This window comes from Taklimakanibacter deserti (assembly GCA_003574785.1).
The window spans coordinates 393,779-418,483 of sequence record QORU01000002.1; the positions used below are offsets into that span (position 1 = coordinate 393,779).

21 protein-coding genes are annotated in these 24,705 nt (G+C 63.0%); 17 read left to right on the top strand and 4 right to left on the bottom strand.

Features of this window, described 5'->3' with window-relative positions; genetic code table 11:
• Positions 1-88: 88 nt before the first annotated feature.
• The 8 genes from DS839_RS05115 to DS839_RS05150 all read left to right on the top strand — a co-directional run bounded on the left by DS839_RS05115 (position 89) and on the right by DS839_RS05150 (position 9,666).
• Positions 89-1,588: a replicative DNA helicase gene (locus DS839_RS05115; protein ID WP_119269198.1), complete on the top strand. Its 1,500-nt coding sequence runs from the start codon at positions 89-91 to the stop codon at positions 1,586-1,588.
• Positions 1,589-1,895: 307 nt separating this feature from the next.
• Positions 1,896-3,071 carry an alanine racemase gene (gene alr / locus DS839_RS05120; protein ID WP_119269199.1) on the top strand — a complete coding sequence of 392 codons (1,176 nt, stop codon included), beginning with the start codon at positions 1,896-1,898 and terminating at the stop codon, positions 3,069-3,071.
• Positions 3,068-3,841, top strand: coding sequence for an MlaE family ABC transporter permease (locus tag DS839_RS05125; protein ID WP_119269200.1), 774 nt, complete (start codon positions 3,068-3,070; stop codon positions 3,839-3,841). The genes alr and DS839_RS05125 overlap by 4 nt, the downstream gene beginning before the upstream one ends.
• Positions 3,842-3,845: 4 nt before the next feature.
• On the top strand, positions 3,846-4,622 hold the full coding sequence (locus DS839_RS05130; protein ID WP_119269201.1) for an ABC transporter ATP-binding protein: 777 nt from the start codon (positions 3,846-3,848) through the stop codon (positions 4,620-4,622).
• A gap of 200 nt (positions 4,623-4,822) precedes the next feature.
• Entirely contained in the window at positions 4,823-5,665 is an 843-nt protein-coding gene (locus DS839_RS05135) for a L,D-transpeptidase family protein (protein ID WP_368911198.1), read from the top strand.
• Between the two features lie 252 nt (positions 5,666-5,917).
• The gene (locus DS839_RS05140; RefSeq protein ID WP_119269203.1) at positions 5,918-7,588 is read left to right on the top strand and encodes an amidohydrolase; all 1,671 of its coding nucleotides are present in this window, start codon (positions 5,918-5,920) and stop codon (positions 7,586-7,588) included.
• A 114-nt stretch (positions 7,589-7,702) separates the two neighbouring features.
• Complete coding sequence (msrA, locus tag DS839_RS05145; protein WP_119269204.1) at positions 7,703-8,437, top strand: peptide-methionine (S)-S-oxide reductase MsrA; 735 nt, start codon at positions 7,703-7,705, stop codon at positions 8,435-8,437.
• A 92-nt stretch (positions 8,438-8,529) separates the two neighbouring features.
• Positions 8,530-9,666 carry an HPP family protein gene (locus DS839_RS05150; protein WP_119269205.1) on the top strand — a complete coding sequence of 379 codons (1,137 nt, stop codon included), beginning with the start codon at positions 8,530-8,532 and terminating at the stop codon, positions 9,664-9,666.
• Between the two features lie 30 nt (positions 9,667-9,696).
• Here the strand turns inward: DS839_RS05150 and DS839_RS05155 are convergent, their stop codons facing one another.
• Positions 9,697-10,887, bottom strand: coding sequence for an NADH-quinone oxidoreductase subunit D (locus DS839_RS05155; protein WP_119269206.1), 1,191 nt, complete (start codon positions 10,885-10,887; stop codon positions 9,697-9,699).
• A 273-nt stretch (positions 10,888-11,160) separates the two neighbouring features.
• Between DS839_RS05155 and DS839_RS05160 the strand changes: the two genes are divergently transcribed.
• The 9 genes from DS839_RS05160 to DS839_RS05200 all read left to right on the top strand — a co-directional run bounded on the left by DS839_RS05160 (position 11,161) and on the right by DS839_RS05200 (position 21,833).
• The gene (locus DS839_RS05160; RefSeq protein WP_119269207.1) at positions 11,161-12,597 is read left to right on the top strand and encodes a DUF6600 domain-containing protein; all 1,437 of its coding nucleotides are present in this window, start codon (positions 11,161-11,163) and stop codon (positions 12,595-12,597) included.
• A gap of 128 nt (positions 12,598-12,725) precedes the next feature.
• Positions 12,726-14,117 carry a DNA repair protein RadA gene (gene radA / locus DS839_RS05165; RefSeq protein ID WP_119269208.1) on the top strand — a complete coding sequence of 464 codons (1,392 nt, stop codon included), beginning with the start codon at positions 12,726-12,728 and terminating at the stop codon, positions 14,115-14,117.
• 62 nt (positions 14,118-14,179) lie between these two features.
• The gene (locus tag DS839_RS05170; RefSeq protein ID WP_119269209.1) at positions 14,180-14,929 is read left to right on the top strand and encodes a CvpA family protein; all 750 of its coding nucleotides are present in this window, start codon (positions 14,180-14,182) and stop codon (positions 14,927-14,929) included.
• 11 nt (positions 14,930-14,940) lie between these two features.
• Positions 14,941-16,410 (top strand): amidophosphoribosyltransferase, encoded by a 1,470-nt coding sequence (gene purF, locus DS839_RS05175; protein ID WP_119269210.1) that lies wholly within the window; start codon positions 14,941-14,943, stop codon positions 16,408-16,410.
• Positions 16,411-16,416: 6 nt separating this feature from the next.
• The gene (locus tag DS839_RS05180; RefSeq protein WP_119269211.1) at positions 16,417-17,172 is read left to right on the top strand and encodes an SDR family NAD(P)-dependent oxidoreductase; all 756 of its coding nucleotides are present in this window, start codon (positions 16,417-16,419) and stop codon (positions 17,170-17,172) included.
• 151 nt (positions 17,173-17,323) lie between these two features.
• Complete coding sequence (locus DS839_RS05185) at positions 17,324-17,833, top strand: Dps family protein (RefSeq protein WP_119269212.1); 510 nt, start codon at positions 17,324-17,326, stop codon at positions 17,831-17,833.
• 409 nt (positions 17,834-18,242) lie between these two features.
• On the top strand, positions 18,243-19,193 hold the full coding sequence (locus tag DS839_RS05190; protein WP_119269213.1) for a sugar-binding protein: 951 nt from the start codon (positions 18,243-18,245) through the stop codon (positions 19,191-19,193).
• A gap of 124 nt (positions 19,194-19,317) precedes the next feature.
• Positions 19,318-20,823 (top strand): sugar ABC transporter ATP-binding protein, encoded by a 1,506-nt coding sequence (locus DS839_RS05195; protein ID WP_119269214.1) that lies wholly within the window; start codon positions 19,318-19,320, stop codon positions 20,821-20,823.
• An 8-nt stretch (positions 20,824-20,831) separates the two neighbouring features.
• A complete protein-coding gene (locus DS839_RS05200; protein ID WP_119269215.1) occupies positions 20,832-21,833 on the top strand; it encodes an ABC transporter permease in 1,002 nt (333 codons plus the stop codon).
• A 10-nt stretch (positions 21,834-21,843) separates the two neighbouring features.
• Here DS839_RS05200 and DS839_RS05205 read toward each other — a convergent pair whose 3' ends face one another.
• The 3 genes from DS839_RS05205 to der all read right to left on the bottom strand — a co-directional run bounded on the left by DS839_RS05205 (position 21,844) and on the right by der (position 24,699).
• On the bottom strand, positions 21,844-22,401 hold the full coding sequence (locus DS839_RS05205) for an HdeD family acid-resistance protein (protein ID WP_119269216.1): 558 nt from the start codon (positions 22,399-22,401) through the stop codon (positions 21,844-21,846).
• 322 nt (positions 22,402-22,723) lie between these two features.
• Positions 22,724-23,344, bottom strand: a complete 621-nt coding sequence (locus tag DS839_RS05210) for an HAD family hydrolase (protein ID WP_119269217.1) — start codon at positions 23,342-23,344, stop codon at positions 22,724-22,726.
• Positions 23,341-24,699: a ribosome biogenesis GTPase Der gene (der, locus tag DS839_RS05215; RefSeq protein WP_119269218.1), complete on the bottom strand. Its 1,359-nt coding sequence runs from the start codon at positions 24,697-24,699 to the stop codon at positions 23,341-23,343. Before der ends, DS839_RS05210 begins: the two co-directional genes overlap by 4 nt.
• Positions 24,700-24,705: the final 6 nt, after the last annotated feature.

Consider the following 24,705-nt stretch of genomic DNA (forward strand, 5'->3'; position numbering starts at 1 on the left):
GAAAAGCATTCTTCCCCATCACTGTGGATAGCGCGCATAATATGCGAATCATTAGGCGCATGACGCGGCTAATCGCTATCACAGTCACATGAACGCACAGAACGCCGCCCGGGTCGTCGAGCCCGAACCAGAATCCGACTCCTACCGCTCGCCGCCGCACAATATCGAGGCGGAGCAGGCGATTCTGGGCGCGATCCTGGTCAATAACGAAGCCTGCGACCGGGTATCGTCCTTCCTCGACCCCTCGCATTTCTTCGAGGCGGTGCATGCGCGCATCTATGAGGCCGCCGCCACCTTGATCCGCGCCGGCAAGCTCGCTTCGCCGGTGACGCTCAAAACCTATTTCGAGCGCGACGAGACGCTGAAGGAGATCGGCGGCCCCGCCTATCTCGCCCGCCTCGCCGCGGCGGCCACCACCATCATCAATTCGGAAGAATATGGCCGCGCCATCTATGAACTGGCGCAGCGCCGCAAGCTCATCGACATCGGCACCGATATCGTCAACACGTCTTTCGATACGCCGGTCGACATGTCGGCGCGGGACCTGATCGAGACGGCGGAACAGAGTCTTTACGAGATCGCCGAGACGGGCAAATACGGCCAGGGCTTCCAGGTCTTCGGCAAGGCGCTCACCGAAGCCGTCGACATGGCGGCCAATGCCTATCAGAGGGACGGCGGCCTCTCCGGCATCTCGGCGGGCCTGCGCGATCTCGACGAGAAGATGGGTGGCCTCCAGGCCTCGGACCTCATCATCCTCGCCGCGCGTCCCGCCATGGGCAAGACGTCGCTCGCCACCAACATCGCCTATCACGTGGCCAAGAACTACAAGGCCGACCACCAGCCGGACGGCTCGGTGCGCATCCTCGACGGCGGCATCGTCGGCTTCTTCTCGCTGGAAATGTCGCAAGAGCAATTGGCGACCCGCATCATCGCCGAGCAATCTGGCATCTCGTCCGAGCGCATCCGGCGCGGCAAGATCACCGAGGAGGAATTCCACCGCATCGTCGAAGTGTCGCGCGAATTGCAGGCGCTGCCGCTCTATATCGACGCGACGGGCGGCCTGACCATCGCGCAGGTCGCGGCGCGTGCCCGGCGCTTGAAGCGCCAGCGCGGCCTGGGCCTCCTCATCGTCGATTATCTCCAGCTCCTCGCCGGCTCGCAGAAGCGCGCTTCCGAAGGCCGCGTCCAGGAGGTCACCGAGATCACCGTCGGCCTCAAGGCGCTGGCCAAGGAGCTCAAGGTGCCGATCATCGCCCTCTCCCAGCTCTCGCGCCAGGTCGAGAACCGCGACGACAAGCGCCCGCAGCTCGCGGATCTGCGTGAATCGGGCTCCATCGAGCAGGACGCCGACGTCGTGCTGTTCATCTATCGCGAGGAATATTACCTCGGCCGCACCGAGCCCCGGCCCAACACGCCCGAGCATTTCGACTGGCAGGAGAAGATGAACCGGGTGACCGGCGTCGCCGAGGTCATCATCGGCAAGCAGCGCCACGGCCCCACCGGCATAGTCGAATTGCAGTTCGACGCCTCGCTCACCAAATTCCAGAACCTGGTCAAATCGGACCACCTGCCCGAGCAATTCCAGTAAGGCGCATCGTAGAGCCTCGCTCTTCCAGTTTTTCCCTTCCCCCGCGCACAGCGTGGGGGAAGGTGGCCGAAGGCCGGATGAGGGCTCTTTCGTACAATTCGCGTGGATCTCGACGAGTACTCTTTGCTGAGACAAAGAGCCCTCACCCGCCCTTCGGGCACCCTCTCCCATGCTTCCGCACGGGAGAGGGGGAAGACGCGAACCACTGAAGGGTTGCATCCTCAGCCGTTTACCGCTTTATGCGGTAAGCATTTCCAAGCGAAGTGGGTACCGGTTCGCGTGAAGGAAATGCGGCCAAAGAGAGAACATGACCGCCCATAACGCCCATATCAGCGGCCCGCCCACCGATCTGGCCGGCGCCGTCCTGACCGTCGATCTCGGCGCCATCCAGGAGAACTGGAAGCGGCTCGCCGCCAAGGCGGGCTCGGCCGAATGCGGGGCGGCAGTAAAAGGCAATGCCTATGGTCTCGGCGTCGATCACGTGGCCCCGGCTCTGTGGGCGGCGGGCTGCCGCACCTTCTTCGTGGCGCGGCCCATGGAAGGCGGCGAGTTGCGCCACCTCCTGCCGCGCGAGGCCGTCATTTATGTGCTCGACGGCCTGTTTCCGGGCCAGGCCGAATTCTATGCCCGCGAGGATTTGCGCCCTGCCCTCATCACCATCGAGGAAGCGCGCGAATGGGCCGCCTTCGGCACCGAATATGGCCGCAACCTGCCTTGCGCCATCCATGTCGATACCGGCATCAACCGGCTGGGTTTTTCGCCTTCCGCCTTCGAGGCATTGATCGCCAATAACGAGATCATGGCGCGGCTCAACCTGGCCTTGCTGATGAGTCATCTCGCTTGCGCCGACGAGCCGAACCATCCGCTCAATGCCCGCCAGAAGACGGCCTTCGCCGCCTTGCGCCGGCGGCTGCCCGGCGTCAAGGCAAGCCTCGCCAATTCGAGCGGCATATTCTTAGGAAGCGACTACACCCATGACCTGGTGCGGCCCGGCATCGCGCTCTATGGCGGCAATCCGGTGGCGCCGCACAGCAACCCGATGCTGCCGGTGGCGCATCTCGAAGGCACGGTGCTGCAGGTGCGCGAGATCGCGGCCGGCGAGAGTGTCGGCTATGGCGCTACCTGGCGGGCGACGCGCCAGACCCGCGTCGCGGTGCTGGGTGCGGGCTACAAGGACGGCGTGCCGCGCTCCTTGAGCTCGCGCGCCACCAACGGCCCGGCCCAGGCCTTCATCGGCGGGAGGCGGTGCCCGGTCATCGGGCGGGTCTCGATGGATATGATGGCGGTCGACGTCACGGCAGTCCCGGTCGATCTCTGCCAGCGCGGAACAAGAGCGGAACTGATCGGTCGCAATATTGCCATCGATGAAACGGCAGAATGGGCCGGTACCATCTCCTATGAGCTCCTCACCCGTTTAGGCCAGCGCTTCACCCGTCTATATTCGGGTGGCGAATCGATCATCTCCAAGGCTCCGCTATCGTGAACTTCCTCGCCAATCTGGGCAGCGTCGTGCTCGCCCTCCTCGCCGAGACCGGGCGCATCGCGATCTTCCTCAAGGACGCGCTGCTGCAGGGCCTGACGCCGACGATCTATGTGCGCCAGATCTTCGAGCAGATGCTGAAGATCGGCTACAACTCGCTGCCCGTCGTCGGCCTCACCGCCTTCTTCACCGGCGGCGCGCTTGCCTTGCAGATCTATCTCGGCGGCTCGCGCTTCAATGCCGAGAGCCTGGTCTCGACCATCGTGGCGCTCGGCATCACGCGCGAGCTCGGACCGGTGCTCGCCGGCCTCATGGTGGCGGGCCGCGTCGGCGCCTCGATCGCGGCCGAGCTCGGCACCATGCGGGTCACCGAGCAGATCGACGCCCTCACCACGCTCGCCACCAACCCTTTCAAATATCTGGTGGGCCCTCGCCTCATCGCCGGCGTCATCACCTTGCCGATCCTCGTCGGCATCGCCGACACGATCGGCATCATGGGCGGCTACATCGTCGGCACCCGCTCGCTCGGCTTCAACTCCTATGCCTATATCAAGAACACCGTCGATTTCCTGCAGCTCGACGACGTGACCTCAGGGCTGATCAAGGCCGCGGTGTTCGGCTTCATCATCACTTTGATGGGCTGCTATCACGGCTTCCATTCGAAAGGCGGCGCGCAAGGTGTGGGCCGTGCCACCACCAATGCGGTGGTGAGCTCGGCGATCCTCATCCTCGCCGCCAATTTCGTCCTTACCTCGCTGCTGTTCTCGGAGTGACGCGATGGAGGAAACCGGCCATATCGTCCTCAAGGATGTGCGCAAGGCGTTCGGCCCGAAGAACGTCCTGAACGGCGTCAATCTCTCGGTGCCGAAGGGCCGCTCGATGGTCGTCATCGGCGGATCGGGCACCGGCAAATCGGTGATGATCAAGACCATCCTCGGCATCCTGCGCCCCGATTCGGGCTCGATCACCATTGGCGGCGAGGAAGTGACGGGGCTTCGCGGCGCGGCGCGCGATGAATTCCTGCAGCGCTTCGGCATGCTGTTCCAGGGGGCTGCCCTCTTCGATTCGCTGCCCGTCTGGGAGAACGTCGCCTTCGGCCTCATCCAGGGCCGCAACACGCCGCGCAAGGAAGCCCGCGACATCGCCATGGAGAAGCTCCGGCAAGTCGGGCTCGGTTCGGAAGTGGGCGGCCTCTATCCGGCGGAACTGTCGGGCGGCATGCAGAAGCGTGTCGGCCTGGCGCGCGCGGTCGCCGCCGACCCTGAGATCATCTTCTTCGATGAGCCGACGACCGGCCTCGATCCGATCATGGCCGACGTCATCAACAATCTCATCGTCGATTGCGTGAAGCGCTTGGGCGCCACCACCATCTCGATCACCCATGACATGGTCTCGGCCCGCAAGATCGCCGACCGCATCGCCATGATCCATAAGGGCGAGATCATCTGGCAGGGCCCGGCCCGCGCCGTCGACACCAGCGGCAACCCCTATGTCGACCAGTTCATCCACGGCCGCGCCGAGGGGCCGATCCAGATGGAGATTTTGAAGGCTTAAGGGTACTCCTCAGCTTCTTCACAAGTGATAACTGGAACTTCGATTGTCTCCCCACGTTAAGCTGCACGATGTTTCGATTGTCGGCTTTTCTTTGGGCTTTATTGGTTGCTTCCACAACTCATGCTGAGACCGGGCTCAACCCGACAGCGGTCAACAAGGCGACTTATGCGGAAGGCGCCAAAGAGCTCAGCGGCCCTCTTATGGTCAAGCTTCAGATCCTCCTCGACCGCGCTCATGCTTCACCAGGTTTCATCGACGGCCGTGAAGGCGGGAATGTCAGGAATGCGCTTCGCATGTTCGAGGAACGATCGAACTTGCCTGCCGACGGCAAGCTTGACCCCGACGTGTGGGGCTTACTGCAGCGTGGCACAACAGACGATGTGATCGTCGCCTATGAACTCACGGCCGAGGATGTCAAAGGTCCGTTTGTCGAGAAGGTTCCGACGGATTACGCCGAAATGGCCAAGATGAAGCAGCTTTCCTATGCGAGCCCTCTCGAGCTCCTTTCAGAAAAATTCCACATCCACCCCGATCTGTTGAAGGCCCTCAACGCCGGCGCACAACTGACGGCGGGCAGCCGGATCTTCGTTCCTGACGTGATGGACAATGCACCGGCTGAAAGAGTTGCACGCATCGAAGTCGACAAGAAGCAAAGCACGGTGCGGGGCTACGCCTCGGACGGCAAGCTCGTCGTCTCCTATCCGGCGACCATCGGCAGCGGCGATACCCCGAGCCCTGAGGGAACGATGAAAGTGAAAGGGATCGCGGAAGACCCGAAATACTCCTATCGGCCTGAGAAGAATTTTCAGCAGGGCGACAATACGGAGCCGCTCGAATTGCCCCCCGGACCCAATAGCCCGGTTGGCTCCGTCTGGATCGATCTGACCAAGGAGACCTACGGCATACACGGGACCGATGATCCTGAAGCGATCGGCAAGACGGCCTCACATGGCTGCGTGCGCCTGACAAACTGGAATGCGAAGGAACTCGCCAGGCTGGTGAAGCCGGGCGTCGTCGTTTCCTTCACCGAAGGCAATCCGTAGGCCGAAGCCAAAAAAAGAAGGGCCGCGCGCGGCGGCCCTTCCCGTGAGATGCCTCGATCAGCATCCCGAAACGGGGATCAATCAGAAAAGGCCAGGAGCCTCCGCTGCGATCCGCTCGAGCCTGATCAAAGCAGTGAACTCACTCGACATCGGATCACCTCCTTTCGATTGTTGAAACCGGGGCATAGTGTGGGGGCTTGCGGGGAGAATTTCAAGCGGGCATTTTCGGGTCCCTTTCACTCTGGACCTATCATGCCTTCAGCCGACATCATCATTGTAAACGCCAAGATCCTGACCATGGACCGGGAAAGGCCGCGCGCCGAAGCGCTGGCGATTGCCGGCAACCGCCTTCTTGCGGTCGGCAGCAAGGACGAAATCTCAGGCCTCAAGGCCAAGCACACGCGGGTGATCGACGCCAGGGGCAAGAGCGTACTGCCGGGCTTCATCGAAAGCCACATGCATCTCTTCATGGGCGCGGTCGAGCTCGACAGCCTGATGGTAAGCGGGCTCGAAGGCATCGACACGCTGACCAAAGTGGTGCGCGACTATGCCGAGACGCGTCCCCACGACAGGATCATCGTCGCCAATGGCGCGAGCTATATGGCCATCCGCCCGAGCGGTGCGATCACGCGGCACGATCTCGACCGGATCCTGCCCGACCGCCCCTTGATGCTGGCCTGCTTCGATCATCACACCGTATGGGCCAACACGCCGGCGCTCACGGCGGCGGGCCTTCTCCATGGCAAGGAATTGCCGCCCGGCAATGAGATCGTCATGGGGCCTGACGGCCTTGCCACGGGCGAGCTCAAGGAGCCTGCCGCCCATGAGGCGGTCTTCCGGATGACGCCGACCCAGGGGCGCGAAGGGCTCGGCCTGGCAACCGGCGAGGATCCGGTGCCACCCGCGACCGCTGCCCAGCGCCGCACCGATATGGCGACCCTCAAGCGTGGCCTCGACTACTGCGCTTCGCTGGGCATCACCTCCATTCACAATATGGACGGCAATTTCTATCAGCTCGAGCTTCTCGACGCGCTGCGCCGGGACGGCGATCTCATCTGCCGGGTGCAAGTGCCGTGGCACCAGAAGAACTACTTCCCGCTCGAGCGCGTCGACGAGGCGATCGAGATGCGCCGGCGCTACAATGACGACATGCTCTATTCGGGCCGGGTCAAGATCTTCATGGATGGCGTGCTCGAATCCATGACGGCGCTCATGCTCGACGACTATCCCAACCATCCGGGCGAGCGCGGACAACCGCTCTTCACTCCGGCTGAGTTCAACGAGCTCGCGACCTGCGCCGACAGGCACGGTCTGCAGATCAGCGTGCATGCGATCGGCGACGGCGCGGTCCGGCGCACGCTCGACGGCTATCAGGCGGCGCGCCAGGCGAACGGCCAACGCGATTCACGCCACCGCATCGAGCATATCGAGGTCATCGATCCCGGCGACATCAAGCGCTTCAAGGAATTGGGCGTCACGGCCTCGATGCAGCCCATCGTGGGTTTGGGCGTGCCCGGCATTCCGCTCGAGCCCTGCCGCGAGCGCATCGGCCGGAAACTGCCCTTCGCCTATGGCTGGCAGACTTTGCGCGAGGCCGGCGCCCATATGAGCTTCTCTTCCGATTGGCCGATCTCGCCGCTCGATCCCTTGCTCGGCATGCAGTCGGCGATGACGCAAGTGCCGCTCGAGCCCGACTGTCCGCCGCAACGCCAGGGCCTCATGGACACGATCGCCGCTTTCACTTCCGACGGCGCCTATACCGAATTCGCCGAACACAAGAAGGGCCGGTTGAAACAAGGATTGCTCGCCGATGTGGTCGTGCTCGACGGTGATATCGAGGCGACGCCGGCAGAGCAGATCTCGGCGATCAAACCCAAGCTTACGATCTGCGACGGGCGGATCACTTTCGAACGGAACGCCTGACGCTCTGTTCAATTACCCGTGATCTTCTCGACGGCCGTAACAATGTCCCAGGTCCGGGCGTATTGATCGGCATGGCGGGTGCTCTCGCGCCCTTGCTTACAGTGGAGATCACGCATGGCCTTGGCCTATCCGTCTTTTTCAATGCGTCCGATCTGGCTTTTGGCTGCAGCGGCGGCCCTGCTCGCCGGCGGCACGCTGCTCGACACCCATAGAGCTTTCGCCCAGGAAGGCCTCACGATCCCCGCGCCTGCTCTCGATGAAACGGCGAGCAACGCCAAGTCGGAAACCGCCATCCTCGCCGGCGGCTGCTTCTGGGGCGTGCAAGGCGTGTTCCAGCGCGTCGCGGGCGTGAGCAACGCCGTATCGGGCTATGCCGGCGGCGAGGCGCAGACGGCGCACTATGAGATGGTGGGCAGCGGCGCCACGGGCCATGCCGAGTCGGTCAGGATCACCTTCGATCCGAGTAAGATCAGCTATGGCCGCATCCTGCAGATCTATTTTTCCGTCGCCCATGATCCGACCCAGCTCAACCGCCAGGGACCGGATGTCGGCACGCAATACCGCTCGGCCATATTTCCGTTGAGCGACGAGCAGGCCAAGGTTGCCAAGGCCTATATCGCGGAGCTCGATCAGGCCAAGGTCTATGATGCGGCGATCGTCACCAAAATAGAGCCCGGCCACGACTTCTATCCGGCCGAGGCCTATCATCAGGATTTCCTGACGCTCAATCCGACCTATCCCTATATCGTCTATAACGACCTGCCGAAGGTCGCCAATCTCAAGCGCCTGTTCCCCAAACTCTATCGCGACGACCCGGTGCTGGTCTCGGAAGCGGGTCTGTCGGACTGACATGGGGTGGGCGACAGCCCGGCGTAGCCCTTCCTTGACACCTCGTCTCAGGCTGCTAATCAGCGGGCCCCTCGCCGCTTTTACTCCCGCTGATGCCCTTTCCCGACAAGTTTCCGTGGTTCAAGCCCATTCTCGCCGGCGCGACGCTCGGCGAGCGCCTCATTGCGAGCCTCGGCTCGCTGATCGGCATTGGCCTCACCGGCCTTGTTTGCGGCCTCTGCTTCGGACCCGACCCCGCTCTGCCGCTGATCGTGGCGCCGATCGGCGCTTCCGCCGTCCTGGTCTTCGCCGTGCCGGCCAGTCCCTTGGCCCAGCCCTGGCCCGTCATTGGCGGCAACACGATCTCCGCTTTGATCGGCGTGACGGTCATGCAGGTCCTGCCCGATCCGCTCCTCGCCACGGGCGTCGCGGTGGCGCTCGCCATTCTCGTCATGTCGTTGACCCGGAGCCTGCATCCGCCGGGTGGTGCCGCGGCACTCACCGCGGTGGTCGGCGGCTCGGCCGTCGCCAATGCCGGCTTCCTCTTTCCCTTCCTGCCCGTCGCGCTCAATTCGGTGCTGCTCGTCCTCCTCGGCATCCTCTTCCGCAAGCTCACAAGGCGCGCCTATCCGCATGTGGCTCAGCCGCCCGTCGTGAACGAGCACAAGACCAAGGACCGCCCGGCCTCTTTGCGCGTCGGCGTGCAAAGCGCCGATATCGATGCGGCGCTCGCCAAGACAGGCGAGACCTATGACATCGATCGCCGGGACCTCGACCGCCTGCTGCGCGAGGTCGAGACCCAGGTCCTGTCGCGCATGCACAGCATGATCACGGTTTCCGAGATCATGTCGCGCGATGTGGTCACGGTCGACCAGAGCGCGCTCAGCGAACGGGCAAGGCGCCTGCTTCTCGACCACGACATCAGGACGCTTCCCGTCCTCGGCCAGGCGGGCAGGCTTGCCGGAACGATCGGCCTGCGCGAGCTCGCGGCGGGGGCGGAGCGCATCCGCGACAGGATATCGCCCGCCGTCACGGCGCGGCCCGACACGCCGATCACCGATCTCATTCCGCTCCTTAGCAATGGGAAGAGCCACGCAGTTGTCGTCACCGACCAGGATGGACGGATTGCCGGGATCGTCACGCAGACCGATCTCCTGGTGGCCGTGTCGCGCGCCTTGCTCGCGAAAGACCTGGCCGAGGCGCAAAGCTGGAGACCGCTCACCAGCAATTGGCCGGTCGCGGCGGCGTGAGAACTCAGCGAGGCCGGCTTGGTTCGAGCCTCACCTGTCGATTTCGCCGAAGACGATGTCGAGCGTGCCGATGACGGCCGACACATCGGCCAGCATATGGCCGCGACACATGGCATCGATCGCCTGCAGATGCGCGAAGGACGGCGCCCTGATCTTGCAGCGATAAGGCCGGTTGGTGCCGTCGGCCACGAGATAGACCCCAAACTCGCCCTTCGGCGCCTCGACGGCCGCATAGACCTCGCCCTTGGGCACGTGATGGCCTTCTGAATAGAGCTTGAAATGCTGGATCGTCGCCTCCATCGAGCGCTTCATGTCGGCGCGCAGCGGCGGAACGACCTTGCGGTCGTCGGCCGCGACCGGCCCCTTGCCGTCCGCAAGGTCGAGCTTGTCGAGACACTGCCGCATGATCCTGATCGACTGGCGCATTTCCTCCATCCGGATGAGATAGCGATCGTAGCAGTCGCCGTTCTTGCCGGTCGGAATGTCGAAATCGAGCTCGGAATAGCATTCATAGGGCTGCGCCTTGCGCAGGTCCCAGGCGGCGCCCGATCCCCTGAGCATGACGCCGGAGAAGCCCCAGCCCCACGCTTCGTCGAGGCTGACGACACCGATATCGACATTGCGCTGCTTGAAGATGCGGCTCTCGGTCAGGAGGCCCTCCATGTCGTCACAGCTCTTCAGGAAAGGCTCGCAGAACGCGCCGATATCGTCGAGGAGAGCCTGCGGCAGATCCTGGTGGACGCCGCCGACGCGGAAATAATTGGCATGCATGCGCGCTCCGGAGGCGCGCTCATAGAAGACCATCAGCTTTTCGCGCTCCTCGAAGCCCCAGAGCGGCGGCGTCAGGGCGCCGACATCCAGGGCCTGCGTCGTGACATTGAGCAGATGCGACAGAAGGCGGCCGATCTCGGAGTAAAGGACGCGGATGAGCTGCGCGCGTCTCGGAACAGCGAGACCCAAGAGCTTCTCCGCCGCCAGGCAGAAGGCATGTTCCTGATTCATCGGCGCGACGTAATCGAGGCGATCGAAATAGGGCAGCGCCTGCAAATAGGTCTTGTATTCGATCAGCTTCTCGGTGCCGCGATGGAGAAGGCCGATATGCGGATCGACGCGCCTGACGACTTCGCCGTCGAGTTCGAGGATCAGCCGCAGCACGCCATGGGCCGCCGGATGCTGCGGACCGAAATTCAGCGTGAAATCGCGAAGGGCCGCCTCTGTCATCGTCTTTGCCTGCTTTATCGAACAGCAACCCGCTCGCGGACAATCCTGCGAGAAGCCCGGGCGAGCTATGGCTCGACGCCCGGCATGCGCGAAGGTTCCAATTCCGTGTGCGGATTCATGTGGGGGCCGGTTGCTTCATCACATGTTGTTACGAATTGTTAGCCGGCAGGGGTAACCCCTTGAAGAAAAGCATATTCGGCAAACTCCGTTAAGGAACTGAATGAACGGGCATGGCTTAGCTCCTTGACGGCTTCTTAAATGAAGGAGATTGCCATGCGGCTCAAAGCCATACTTGTCTATTCGATCGCCACTGCGGCGCTGGCGATCATTTCACCATCGGCGACGCCGATTCTCGACATGCCCACGGTCGCGCAAGCAAGAACCAGCGTGTCCATCAGCACCTTCTATGACGACTTGGCGCCCTATGGGAGCTGGACCAACTACGAAGACACCTATGTGTTCGTCCCTGCGGACGTGCCGGCGGATTGGCGTCCCTATACGGTAGGCCACTGGGTCCAAACCAAGCGCTATGGCTGGCTCTGGGTGTCCAATGAGCCTTTCGGCTGGGCGACCTACCACTATGGCCGCTGGGGATATGCTGAAGACATCGGCTGGTATTGGGTTCCCGGCAAACGCTGGGCGCCGGCTTGGGTAAGCTGGCGGCGCAGCAATGACCATGTGGTCTGGGCACCATTGCCGCCCGGCCGCGGCGATGACGTAGACGTCGTGGTCGAGGTCAGCGACATCCCCGACATCTATTGGGTGGCCGTGCCTTCGCGGGATTTCCTCGATGACGATCTGTCGGTCGTCGTCGTCAGTGATGACACCGAGCGCGTCCGCTTCGTCGAAGCCGCCGAGCCCGTCGGCAGTGTGGTTATCCAGAACAATGTCGTCGTCAACAACGTCATCGATGTCGACTATGTCGAGAAGGTGACAGAAAAGAAGGTCGAAACTGTAGAGGTGAAGCAGACCGACGATCCGAAACAGGTCGGCAAGGGAACGCAAGGCGAAGTCGCGGTTTTCAGCGGCGAAGTGACGGAAGACAAGGACGCCAAGCCGTCCCAGGTCAAGGACGTCGAAGAGGTCAAGAAGCAGAAGGCCGAGACGGGCGAAACGCCGCAAAGCCAGCAGCCGGCCACCGAAGGCCAGGGCACGACCCAGGAGCCGGGAACAACGACGACCGAGGGCCAGGAGCAGCCTACAAAGAAGAAGAAGGCCACCGGTACGGAAGAACCTGCCCAGCAGCAGGAAGCTCAGCCCGAAGAAGGCCAGCAGCCGATGAAAAAGAAGCAGCAGAAGGCGAAGGGAACCGAAGAGCCCGCTCAGCAGCAGGAAGCTCAGCCTGAAGAAGGCCAGCAGCCGGTGAAAAAGAAGCAGCAGAAGGCGAAGGGGACCGAAGAGCCCGCCCAGCAGCAGGAAGCTCAGCCTGAAGAAGGCCAGCAGCCGGTGAAAAAGAAGCAGCAGAAGGCGAAGGGGTCCGAAGAGCCCGCCCAGCAGCAGGAAGCTCAGCCTGAAGAAGGCCAGCAGCCGGTGAAAAAGAAGAAGTCCAAGGCTTCGGAGCAGTCCACTGAGCCGGAAGGAGCCCAGTCCGAACGGGGCCACGGCGAGCCGCCGGTGAAAAAGAAGCAGAAGGCGGCGCCTGAAGCGCCGGCGCAAAGCGAACAACCGCCGGCGCAAGGGTGTGATCCGGCCTCCGGCCAAGGCTGCTGAAGGCAGATCGTACAACAATTCAGCGCGTGGTCCTGCCGGATCACGCGCTGACATTTTGAGGGAGACATAAGCGGCGGTAGAGGGTGGAGGCCTTGCCTCCCTCGCCCCGGCACGCCAAATAGGGGCGCATGGCCAAATCAGCGTCCCAATTCGTTTGCCAGTCCTGCGGCGCCGTTTCGTCGAAATGGGCGGGGCGCTGCGACAATTGCGGCGAATGGAACACCATCGTCGAGGAAGCGGCTGCGGCACCCGTCTCGGGCGCCAAGGGTGCCAGCCTGCCGAAAGGCCGCGTGACGCGGCTCGTTGGCCTCAAGGGCGACACGGCGGCGCCGGCGCGGATCGAAACCGGCATCGCCGAGCTCGACCGCGTGGCGGGTGGCGGTTTCGTGCCGGGTTCGGGCGTGCTGGTCGGCGGCGATCCCGGCATCGGCAAGTCCACCCTCCTCCTTCAGGCCATGGCGGCGCTCGCCAATAAGGGCCGCCGGGTGATCTATGTCTCGGGCGAGGAAGCGATCGCGCAAGTGAGGCTCAGGGCCGAGCGGCTCGGCATCGCCGACACCGCCGTTTTGCTCGCCACCGAGACCAATGTCTCCGACATCGTTACGACGCTCAATGAAGGCGATGCGCCGGCCATCGCGGTGATCGATTCGATCCAGACCCTGTGGTCGCCGGTCATCGAGGCGGCCCCCGGCACCGTCTCGCAGCTCAAGGCGGGCTCGGAAGCGCTCATCCGCTTCGCCAAGCAGAAGGGCACGACCATCCTGCTCGTCGGCCATGTGACCAAGGAAGGCCAGATCGCCGGCCCCAAGGTCATCGAGCACATGGTCGACACGGTCCTCTATTTCGAAGGCGATCGCGGCCATCAGTTCCGCATCCTCAGGGCGGTGAAGAACCGGTTCGGCCCGACCGACGAGATCGGCGTGTTCGAAATGTCGGATGGCGGCCTCAAGGAGGTTGCCAATCCCTCGCGCCTGTTCATGGGATCGGGCGAGCATCCGACCCCGGGCTCGGCGGTCTTCGCCGGCATCGAAGGCACACGCCCCCTTCTCATCGAGGTCCAGGCGCTCGTCTCGCCCTCGCCCTTCGGCAATCCGAGGCGGACCGTTGTCGGCTGGGACGCCAACCGGCTCGCCATGGTCTTGGCGGTGCTCGAGGCCCGCGCCGGCGTGCAGGTCGGCAACCACGATGTCTATCTCAATGTCGCGGGCGGGCTCAAAGTGCGGGAAACCGCCGCCGACCTCGCCGTCGCCGCGGCCATTCTCTCCTCGCTCACCGGTACGATCGTGCCGCATGGCACGACACTGTTCGGCGAGATCGCGCTCTCGGGCGCCATCCGCCCGGTGTCGCTCGCGGAAGCACGTGTCAAAGAGGCACACAAGCTCGGCCTGAGAGAGGCCGTGACCGCCGCCCGGCCTGAGCTTTCCGGGCCAAAAGGCTTTAGAATCAAAGCATTGGAGACAATCAGCGACCTTGTGGCCTGGGCCGCCTCACAGCCGAAAGGGCTCGCCCGAATCGCCTAGCCCATGCCACAAAAGCTGCCTATAAGATCGCCGATAAACGCCCTTAATGGACGGACTGGCTAATGCCATTTCAACTGCTCGATCTCATTCTCGCCGGCATCATGATCATCTCGGGCCTGCTCGCGCTGATGCGCGGCTTCACCCGCGAGGTCCTCTCTCTCATCGCCTGGGGCGCGGCCGCGGTCGCGGCCTATTTCGCCATCCACTCGCGCGAGCTTGTCGGCATGGCGGGCCAATATCTCCAGCCCGAGATCGTGGCCAAGATCGCCGTCGGGGGTGCTGTGTTCCTCGTCGTGCTGATCGTCGTGTCGCTCATCAGCGTCAAGCTCTCCGATGTCGTGGTCGATTCCGCCGCCGGCGCATTCGACCGCACACTCGGCTTCTTCTATGGGCTGGGGCGCGGACTGGTGCTGGTCGTCATCGCCTATCTCTTCTATGGCTGGCTCATTCCCATCGACCGGCAAGAAGACTGGGTGAAGAACGCCCGCTCGCTGCCGATCATCCAGTCGGTCGGATCCGTCATTCTGGATCTGGTGCCGCCTGATATCGCCGAAACGCTGACCAACTCATCGATCCTCACCAACCAGACGCCCGCGCAGCAGCCGCCCGCGGCGCAGACCGGGAGCGGCGAGACGCAAGCCTCGCCGAGCGACGAGGAAGGCTACAAGAAGAACGAGTCGCAAGGCCTCGACCAGCTGATCCAGGGAACCCAGGGCAGCCAGGACAACCAGAACAATCAGAACAACCAGAACACGCCGCCTCCCGACAACCAGGAGCAGCCTGATTTCGGCGGCCAGACCAATCCCAATTGAGGACAGACGCAATGACGGCGCCGACGCCTGAATTCAATTTCGATCTCGACGGCGACACGCTGCGTGAGGAATGCGGCGTCTTCGGGATATTCGGGCATGACGATGCCGCGGCTCTGACCGCGCTCGGCCTCCACGCCTTGCAGCACCGCGGCCAGGAGGCGGCCGGCATCGTCGCCTTCAACGGCGAGCGCTTCAATTCCGAGCGCCGGCTGGGGCTGGTCGGCGATCACTTCTCGAACGAAGCGACCATCAATCGCCTCAAGGGACGGATGGCGCTCGGCCATGTGCGCTATTCGACGACCGGCGAAACCATTTTGCGCAATGTGCAGCCGCTCTTCGCGGAGCTCGCGACCGGCGGTCTCGCGGTCGCGCACAATGGTAATCTCACCAATGGCCTGACTCTCAGGCGCGAGCTCGTGGCGCAGGGCGCCATCTGCCAGTCGACATCGGACACGGAAGTCATCCTGCATTTGGTCGCTCGCTCGCAGAAGCCGCGCCTCGTCGAGCGCTATATCGATGCGCTGAGGGCGCTCGAAGGCGCCTATTCCCTGGTCGCCATAACCAATAAGAAGCTCATCGGCGCACGTGATCCGCTCGGCATCAGGCCGCTGATCCTGGGCGAGCTCAACGGCGCTTATATATTGTGCTCGGAGACCTGCGCCCTCGACATCATCGGCGCCCGCTTCGTGCGCGAGGTCGAGAATGGCGAAGTGGTCGTCATCTCCGAAGACGGCGTCGAGTCGCTCAGACCCTTCCCGCGCATGCAGGCGAGGCCTTGCGTCTTCGAATATGTCTATTTCTCGCGGCCTGACAGCATCCTCGGCGGCCGCTCGGTCTATGAGGTGCGCAAGCAGTTCGGCCGCCAGCTGGCGCAGGAGGCGCCGGCCGATGTTGATGTGATCATCCCGGTGCCGGATTCGGGCGTGCCGGCGGCGCTGGGCTTCGCGCAGCAGGCCAAGATCCCCTTCGAGCTCGGCATCATCCGCAACCACTATGTCGGGCGCACCTTCATCGAGCCGACCCAGACCATCCGCGCGCTCGGCGTCAAGCTCAAGCACAATGCCAATCGCGCCGTGATCAGCGGCAAGCGCGTGCTTTTGGTCGATGACTCGATCGTGCGCGGCACCACCTCGGTCAAGATCGTGCGCATGATGTATGAAGCGGGCGCGCGCGAGGTGCATATGCGCATCGCCTGCCCGCCGATCCGGCATCCCGATTTCTACGGTATCGACACGCCGGAGCAGAAATCGCTTCTCGCCGCCACCCACACGCTCGAAGAGATGCGCGATTATATCGGCGTCACATCACTCGCCTTCCTTTCGGTCGACGGGCTTTATCGTGCCGTAGGCTATGACAAGCGCGATCCGATCCGGCCGCAATTCACCGATCACTGCTTCACCGGTGATTATCCGACCCACCTCACCGACATCGTCGGTGAATCGGCCAAACAGCAGCTTTCGCTCCTCGCCGAGGCCGGCTGAGCTTTCATGACCAGAGAACTTGAGAACCGCATCGCGGTCGTCACCGGTGCGTCGCGCGGCATCGGCAAATATGCAGCCATTGGCCTCGCCCGGAATGGCGCCCATGTCATCGCCCTCGCTCGCACCCAGGGCGGGCTCGAGGAGCTCGACGACGAGATCAAGAGCGCGGGCGGCTCGGCGACGCTGGTGCCCGCCGACATCAAGGACTTTCCCGCCCTCGACCGGCTGGGTGCTGCGATCTATGAACGCTGGGGCAAGCTCGACATCCTCATCGGCAATGCCGGGATCCTAGGCAAGCTTTCGCCCTTGGGCCATATCGAGCCCAAGACCTGGGACGAGGTGATGGCCGTCAATGTGACGGCGAACTGGCGGCTCATCCGCTCGCTCGATCCCCTGCTCAAACGCTCCGATGATGGACGTGCGATCTTCGTGACCTCGGGTCAGGCCTATAAGACGACCGCCTATTGGGGACCCTATTCGACTTCCAAGGCGGCGCTCGAGGCGCTGGTCGGCACCTATGTGGCGGAAAGCGCTCAGACGACGGTGAGCGTGAACATGTTCAGCCCTGGGCCGACGCGCACCCGCATGCGGGCGCAAGCCATGCCGGGCGAAGACCCGGAGATCGTGCCGAGCGCCGAAACGGTCGCCGAGCAACTGGTCCAGATGTGCCTGCCGGATTTCCGGGCCGTCAGGGGCGCTACCTACAGATATGCGCCCACGGGGCTGTTCAAGTTCAAGCGGCCTGCGGAACCGGCACAATAGGCTGTTGCTGAAAATTCATTAGGGCTTCCCCCTGGCTCGCGACATAGTCGCGGCGCAAGCGGCCGGCCGGAAGGTATGGAACTTTCCGCCGGTCACGCGCTTCATAAAGATCGATCTGCGCAATTCGCAATCCATCCCTCGGAGGCCATCCATGGACAAAGACGCTCGCGAGCGCCGAAAAGCTCCGCTCGCCACCCCCGGCAATCTGGGTGAGAACGCGGTCAAGGACATTTCCGCCGTCCTCGCTGCACTCCTCGCCGACATGTTCGCGCTCTATCTCAAGACCAAGAACTTCCACTGGCATGTCTCCGGCCCGCATTTCCGCGACTATCACCTGCTACTCGATGAGCAGGCCGCCGAGATCTTCTCGACGACGGACGAGATCGCCGAGCGCGCCCGCAAGATCGGCGGAACGACCATCCGATCGATCGGCCATATCGCCAAATTGCAGCGCGTGGCCGATAACGACGCCGACTTCGTCACACCGGACGACATGCTGGCGGAGCTGCGCGAAGACAATCTGGAGCTCACCCAGCGCATGCGCGAAACGCACGACGTGTGCGACGAGCACGGCGATGTCGCCACCGCGAGCCTGCTCGAGAACTGGATCGATCAGGCCGAGCGGCGCGTGTGGTTCTTGTTCGAAGCGGGCCGGCGGTAGGATCCGATCAGGCACAATCGGCTCAACACCTCACCCTGAGGTGCGAGCGTAGCGAGCCTCGAAGGGTGTGTCGCAGCGTTCTCGCTCTATCCTGATGGATGCTTAGAGGCCCGGCTTCGCCGGGCACCTTCAGCATGAGGGTATTGCTGGATAGATTCACGATCGGTCCTGCAAAGCTGAGACATCTGACCCCCAGTTCAAACATCTGAGGGAATGCAGGGTTTTGCTGAGCGAATCCCGTCAGCTTGCGACGGTCGCGTCTTGCATCAATCAAAATAGGACGACGCGGCGGGAAACGATCGCTCCGTATTGACGCCTTGCGATCAATCGCCTAGCTTTTGTCATACAAATAAACAGCAACATTTCTGCCGTCCGGTAAATCCCCGCGCGGCACTTCAGGGAGGAAAGCATGAAACGTTTGCTCATGGCGGGTGCCGCCTTGGCGATGGCTCTGTCGATGACGATGAGCGCCACGGCGCAAGACAAGAAGACGCTCGCCTTCGTCGTCAATGGCGCATCGGATTTCTGGAAGATCGCCGAAGCGGGCGTCAAGAAGGCGCAGGAGGAGCTCCCCAACTACACGCTCGAGCTCAAATATCCCGAGCAGGCGGCGGCCGCGATCCAGCAGCGCCTGATGGATGACCTCGTCGCCGCCGGCGTCTCGGCCATCATGGTGAGCGCCATCGATCCCAAGACCTCGACCGAAGCGCTCGACCGGGTCGGCGGCCAGGTCCCCCTCTTCACCACCGACAGCGACGCGCCGCAAAGCAAGCGCATCGCCTATATCGGCAGCTCCAATGTCGAACTCGGCAAGAATGCCGGCCAGTTGATGCTGAAGGCGCTGCCTGAGGGCGGCAAATGCGTCGGCTTCGTCGGCCTGCCCGGCGCCGACAATGCGCGCGAGCGCATCGAAGGCGTCAAGGAAGTCATCAAGGGCTCGAAGGTCGAGCTCGTCGACGTGCGCGGCGATGACATCGACCAGACGCGCGCCAAGCGCAATGTCGAGGACGCGCTCGCCGCCATGCCGGACGTCACCTGCATGGTCGGCTTCTATTCGTACAATACGCCGCGGATCTACGAGGTGCTCAAGGAATCGGGCAAGCTCGGCCAGATCAAAGTCATCGGCTTCGACGAGGACCCGATCACCTTGGGCGGCGTGCGCGAAGGCACGATCGAAGGCACCGTCGTGCAGAATCCTTATGAATGGGGCTATCAGGGCATGAAGCTAATGGCGAAATTTCTCGAGGGCGACAAGGCCGGCATCCCGGCCGACGGCCTCATTATCGTGCCCGGCCAGGTGATCGACAAGGCCAATGTCGATGCCTTCGAGACGGAACTCAAGGCCAGGGTCGGAAAGTAGATCCCCGGGGGCTATGGCGGCCGGCAGTTCGGGATGCCGGCCGCAGCCTCACTTGCATCTGCGATGAAATCGTCAGAGGATTCGAAAGCCAGGATCATCGAGATGCGAGGAGCTTGAGCCGGCAATGGCCGCGCCGTTTCTGGAACTCAGCGACATCAGCAAGGCTTATCCGGGGGTCGTCGCCCTCGACAATGTCAATTTCGCCATCGCTCACGGCGAGGTGGTCGGGCTCGTGGGCGAGAACGGCGCCGGCAAATCGACCCTGATGAAGATCCTGGGCGGCGTCGTGGCGCCGGATCACGGCATGATCCGCATTTCGGGCACGGCCCATGCGGTTCTCACCGTCGCCGAGGCGTCTCGCGCCGGCATCGCTTTCGTGCATCAGGAGCTCAATCTCTTCGACAATCTCGATGTGGCGGCCAATGTCTTCATCGGGCGTGAGCCGCTCAAAGGCGGTCCGTTTCGACTCGTCGACAACCGGACCACGCATCTGGAGACGCAAAAGCTCCTCAACCTCTTGGGCGCCGACTTCACGCCCGCGACATCTGTCGCCGAATTGTCGCTGGCGCAGCGCCAACTCGTCGAGATTGCCAAGGCCCTGTCGCTCGACGCGCGTGTCGTCATCATGGACGAGCCGACCTCGAGCCTCACGGTGGCCGAGACCACTCGCCTTCTCAAGATCATCGCCGATCTCAAGGCGTCGGGAGTGAGCATCATCTTCATCTCGCATCGCCTGCATGAGGTGGAACGTTGCGCCGACCGGGTGATCGTCCTGCGCGACGGGCGCAAGGTGGGTGAGCTCGACCGCGACCGGATCACGCATGAGGCGATGATCCGCCTGATGATCGGGCGTAGCCTCAAATCGCTCTACCTGCCGCCCGCCGCACCGCCGCGCGGCGACGCTCTCATTCTCGATGAGTTGCGCACCGCGGCCTTCCCCCACCGCAGTGTCAGCCTCACCTTGCGGGAAGGCGAGATATTGGGCCTTGCCGGGCTCGTCGGCTCGGGCCGCACCGAGCTCGCCCGGGTCCTCTTTGGCATCGATCGCAAGCTCGGCGGCGACATCAGGCTCCATGGCAAGATCCTGACGATCGCATCGCCGCGCGAAGCGATCGATAACGGCATTTTCCTCGTTCCCGAGGACCGCAAGCGCTCGGGTCTCCTGCTCGATGTCTTGATCTCGGAGAACATCTCGCTTCCCGATCTTGCCGCCTATTCCCGCAACTGGCTCATGCAGGCGGTCCCGGAAGCCGAGAATGCCGAGCATCAGCGCAAGCAGCTCAATATCAGGTCGCGTTCGATCCGCACCCTGGCCGGCACGCTCTCGGGCGGCAACCAGCAGAAGGTCGTGCTCGCCAAATGGCTCTCGATGGCGCCTAAGATCATCATTTTCGATGAGCCGACGCGCGGCGTCGATGTCGGCGCCAAACAGGAGATCTATGAGCTGATGCGGGCTCTAAGCGATCGCGGTGTCGCCATATTGATGATCTCGAGCGACATGGAAGAGGTGATCGGGGTCAGCGACCGCATGGCGGTGATGCATGAAGGCCAAATCAGCGGTTTCCTGGCGCGCGACCGGTTCAGCGAAGACAACGTGCTCAAGCTGGCGGTCGGCCAGAGGCTGCAATAGGATAAGCGATGCTGAAAAAAGATCTCGGTCTGTTGGTCTTCATCCTGGTGGTGGGCGCCATTGTCGCCTTCATCAATCCGCGCTTCCTCTTGCCGATCAATCTCTCCAACACCATGAACCTCATCGGCCTCTATGGCCTGTTCTCGATCGGCGTCGGTTTCGTCATCATCACCGGCGGCATAGAGCTGTCGGTCGGCTCGATGCTGGCGCTCCTCGGCGTCATCTTCATCGACTTGCTCTCTACCTATCAGGTGAACTGGGTCCTTGCCTTCCTCGTCATCATCCTCGCCGGCCTCATGCTCGGCTCGCTGCATGGCTTCCTGGTCACCCGGATGAACCTGCAGCCCTTTATCGTCACTTTATGCGGCCTCCTGATCTATCGTGGCATCGCTCGCTTCTATACCGAGGATGCGACAGCGGGCTTCGCCTTCGGCACCAGCTTCCCGACACTCGAATGGCTGGTGGCCGGCCGCACTTTCGGCATTCCGCACAGTTTCATCGCCTTCATCCTCATCGCGATCGTCATGGGCGTGGTGCTGCACCGCTCGGTCTTCGGACGCTATCTCTTCGCCGTCGGCAAGAATGAAGAGGCGGCACGCTATTCCGGCATCCGCACCGGGCGGGTCATCGCCTCCGCCTATATCATCTGCGGCGGCCTGACCGGCCTCGCCGCCATCTTCCTCGCCATGTATACGCGCTCGATCTCACCCGCTTCGCACGGCAATTTCTACGAGCTCTATGCCATCGCCGCCGCCGTTCTCGGCGGCTGTTCCTTGCGTGGCGGCGAAGGCTCGGTGCTCGGCATCGTGCTCGGCACGATCCTGCTGCAGGTGCTGCAGAACCTGGTCAACCTGCTGGGCATTCCGAGCTCGCTCAATTTCGCCGTGATCGGCACCGTCATCCTCATCGGCGCGCTGGCTGACCAGCAGATCGTGCAACGCGGTGGCTTCGGCCAGGTCTTCAAGCGCACGCGCCCTTCGGCGCAGCCGGTGCCCGAGAAGCAGGTCTGAGGCAGCACCGTTACCGTTCGCGCGCCAGCAACTGGTTGCCGATGCCGCGCAGGCGCCATGCGAAGGCGATGAGGGCCACGCCCACGACCAGGGCCGCAATGCCGATCAACAGCGCAACCGCAATGACGCCCCAGACCCAGTTGGCGACGATCGCGGCGCCGAACAGGATGGAGATGATGGCCGCTATGGCGAGCCATATCTCGCCTTCGAGTTCTTTGCGCAGCACGATGGCCGCCACGAGCTGCAGCACGCCCATGGCGATGTTCCACAGGCCGATGAGCAGGATGAGGTAGACCGCGATCTGGCCCGGGATGATCAGAGCCGCAAGGCCGACGATGGCGCTGATGACGCCATTGATCATCAGCAGGACACGGTTCGATCCTTCCGCCTTGGGCGACAGCGCGCTCCAGATCGTAAGCAGGCCGTCGATCAGCGCATAGGCGCCGAAGGCCAGAGCCAGGAACTGAAGGAACTGTGCTGGCCAGAAGATGGCAAACAGCCCGAACAGGACGCTCACAATCCCGCGCGCCAAGATCGCGGACCACATGGCAACAAGGATCTCTTTCATGTTTCACCCCAGCCAGCGCACAAAAGATCTTGATAACACGAAATCGCGCCAGCCTCGATATGATCGGAACTGTTCTCCTGGAAAGCGCGATGGAGATCCCTCTTGCAATAGCGGGCCAAAGGGTGAGATTTGGGAAATGCCAGACTGGGAGATGGTGCCCCGGGCGCGGAGATCAAAAGTTGAGTCCCCTGTTCCTGGAAATTCTGAATTCCCTGCTCCGGAAAGCTAAGCCGTTGATATTACTCAGGCGGAGATTCTTTTACGAAAATTCCCTGATAATCCCTGATAATCCCTGATATTCGCTGTTTTCGCCGCTGGGCGCCTAAACCGAGAAACCGAGCCCGCGCAGATCGCGCGCCAGTGCCTCGGGCGAGGTGAAGTGCAGGGCATGCATGCCGGCGGCGCGGGCGCCCTCGACATTGTGCTTGCTGTCGTCGATGAAGACGGCGCTCTCCGGAACGACGCCATAGCGCTTGAAGAAGATGTCGAAGATCTCCCGCTCCGGCTTCAGCAGGCCTTCATCGCCCGACACCACGATGCCGTCGAAGCTGTTGAGGAAATCGAAGCGCTGGAGCGCCTCGCGGAACTTGTCCTGGTTCCAGTTGGTGATGGCATAGACCGGCACCCCGCTCGCCTTCAGCTTCTTGAGGATGGCGACACTGCCGTCGATCGGCCCTGAGATCGTCTCGTGCCATTCCTGATCGAATGCGCGGATCATCGGATGCCACTCAGGCGGATGCTCTTTGACCAGAAGCTCGACCGCTTCGCTAAAACTCCGCCCGCGATCCTGCTCGACATTCCAGGCGGGCGTGCAGACATTCTTCAGGAACCACTCCATCTCGTCCTCGCGGCCTGAGAAATAGCGGCGATAGAGATGGCGCGGGTCCCAGGCGACGAGGACATTGCCGATATCGAAGACGACGGTGGTGAGGCTTTGAGTCATTTTCTGTCCTTGTCGAACGGATTGCGTCCGCCGCGGCGGTTGAAGCGCAAGGGCGTGCCCCAGAGGTCGAAATTTTCCCTGAGGCCATTCATCAGATAGCGCACATAGCTTTCGGGCAGGTTGTCGAGCTGGTTGCCGAAGAGCGAGAAGGTCGGCGGCCGCGCGTTGACCTGCGTCATGTATCTGATCTTGATGCGCCGGCCCGAGGGCGCGGGCGGTGGATTGCGCTCCAGCATGCCTTCGAGCCAGCGGTTGAGCTGGCCCGTCGAGATGCGGGTATTCCATTTCTCGGCGGCGGCAAAGACCGCCTCCATCAGCCGGTCGAGCCCCTTCTCCTGATGGGCGGAGACCGGAACGATGGTGACGCCCCTGATCTCCGGTAGGATTTCCGCCATGTCCTCCTTCACATCCTTGAGCCGCTTTTGCTTGTCCTCGACCATGTCCCATTTCGACAACGCGATGACGACAGCCCGGCCCTGCTGGGCGGCAAGGTCGGCAAGGGTCAGGTCCTGGCGCTCGATCTCGAGGCCGGCATCGATCAGCACGATGACCGCGTCGGCGAAGCGTATGGCGCGCAGGCCATCCGCCACCGCGAGCTTCTCGACCTTGCCCGTCACGCGCGACTTGCGCCTGATGCCGGCCGTGTCCCACAAGATCACCGGCTTGCCGCGCCACGACCAGTCGATGGCGATGGCATCGCGGGTGATGCCGGCCTCGGGCCCGGTCAGGAGACGGTCGGCGCCCAGAAGCGCATTGACCAGCGTCGACTTGCCGGCATTGGGCTGGCCGATGACCGCGAGCTTGAGCGGCCTGTTCTCCGCCTCTGCCGCCTCGGCCTCGTCATCCGCGTCGTCCTCTTCGCCTTTCACGAAGGGGACGAGCGCATCGTAGAGCGCATCCATGCCCTCGCCATGCTCGGCCGATATGGCGATCGGATCGCCAAGTCCCAGGGCATAGGCCTCGAGGACGCCCGCCTCGCCGGCGCGGCCTTCCGACTTGTTGGCGAGCACCAGCACCGGCTTGCCATGGCGCCTGAGCTTGCCGGCGAATTCGCGATCGACCGGCGTCACGCCGGCGCGCGCATCGATGACGAAGAGGCAGACGTCGGCGTCGGCGATGGCCGCTTCCGATTGGGCGCTCATGCGGTCCTCGAGGCTGCCGCGCGGGGCGGCATCGAGGCCGGCGGTGTCGAAAAGACGAAAGGTCAGATCGGCAAGGCGGCCCTCGCCTTCGCGGCGGTCACGCGTGACGCCCGGCTGGTCGTCGACCAGCGCCAGCTTGCGGCCCACCAGCCGGTTGAACAGCGTCGACTTGCCGACATTGGGCCGGCCGAGTATCGCGACTTTCGCGGTCATAGGGGA